The organism is Mycetohabitans sp. B2 (assembly GCF_021733735.1).
GTDB classification, from domain to species: domain Bacteria; phylum Pseudomonadota; class Gammaproteobacteria; order Burkholderiales; family Burkholderiaceae; genus Mycetohabitans; species Mycetohabitans rhizoxinica.
In genome coordinates, this window is sequence record NZ_JAHKSP010000170.1 from 1 (window position 1) to 456 (window position 456).

Genomic DNA, 456 nt, shown 5'->3' on the forward strand with positions numbered 1-456 from the left:
CTCACCCCGCACAAGCACCACCGCATCGCGCACCTGCTCATGTTGCACCAGGCACGCCTCGATCTCACCGGGCTCAATGCGAAAGCCGCGAATCTTCACTTGCTCATCGTTGCGCCCAACAAACTCCAAGTTGCCATCGGGCAAGTAACGCGCTAAATCGCCTGTCTTATACATCCGCGCATCAGGCGTATCTATGAACGGATCGCGCATAAAGCGCTCGGCGGTCAGCTCCGGGCGGTTCAGATAGCCATGCGCAACTCCCGCACCACCAATGTACAACTCGCCAACCGCACCGAGCGGCACCGGCTGACCGTGCGCATCGAGCAGGTAAATCCGTGTGTTCGCAATCGGCCGCCCAATCGGGATATTGACGTTGCCCTTGGGCACCGCAGTGATCCTGTACGTCGTCGCGAACGTGGTGCTCTCGGTCGGACCATAACCGTTGATCAATTGCTG

At 59.2% G+C, this 456-nt stretch carries 1 protein-coding gene; it reads right to left on the reverse strand.

Going from position 1 to position 456, the window contains the following annotated elements:
• Positions 1 to 456 (reverse strand): AMP-binding protein (locus KPG66_RS17260; RefSeq protein ID WP_237071665.1); only part of this gene is annotated, 456 nt, incomplete at both ends.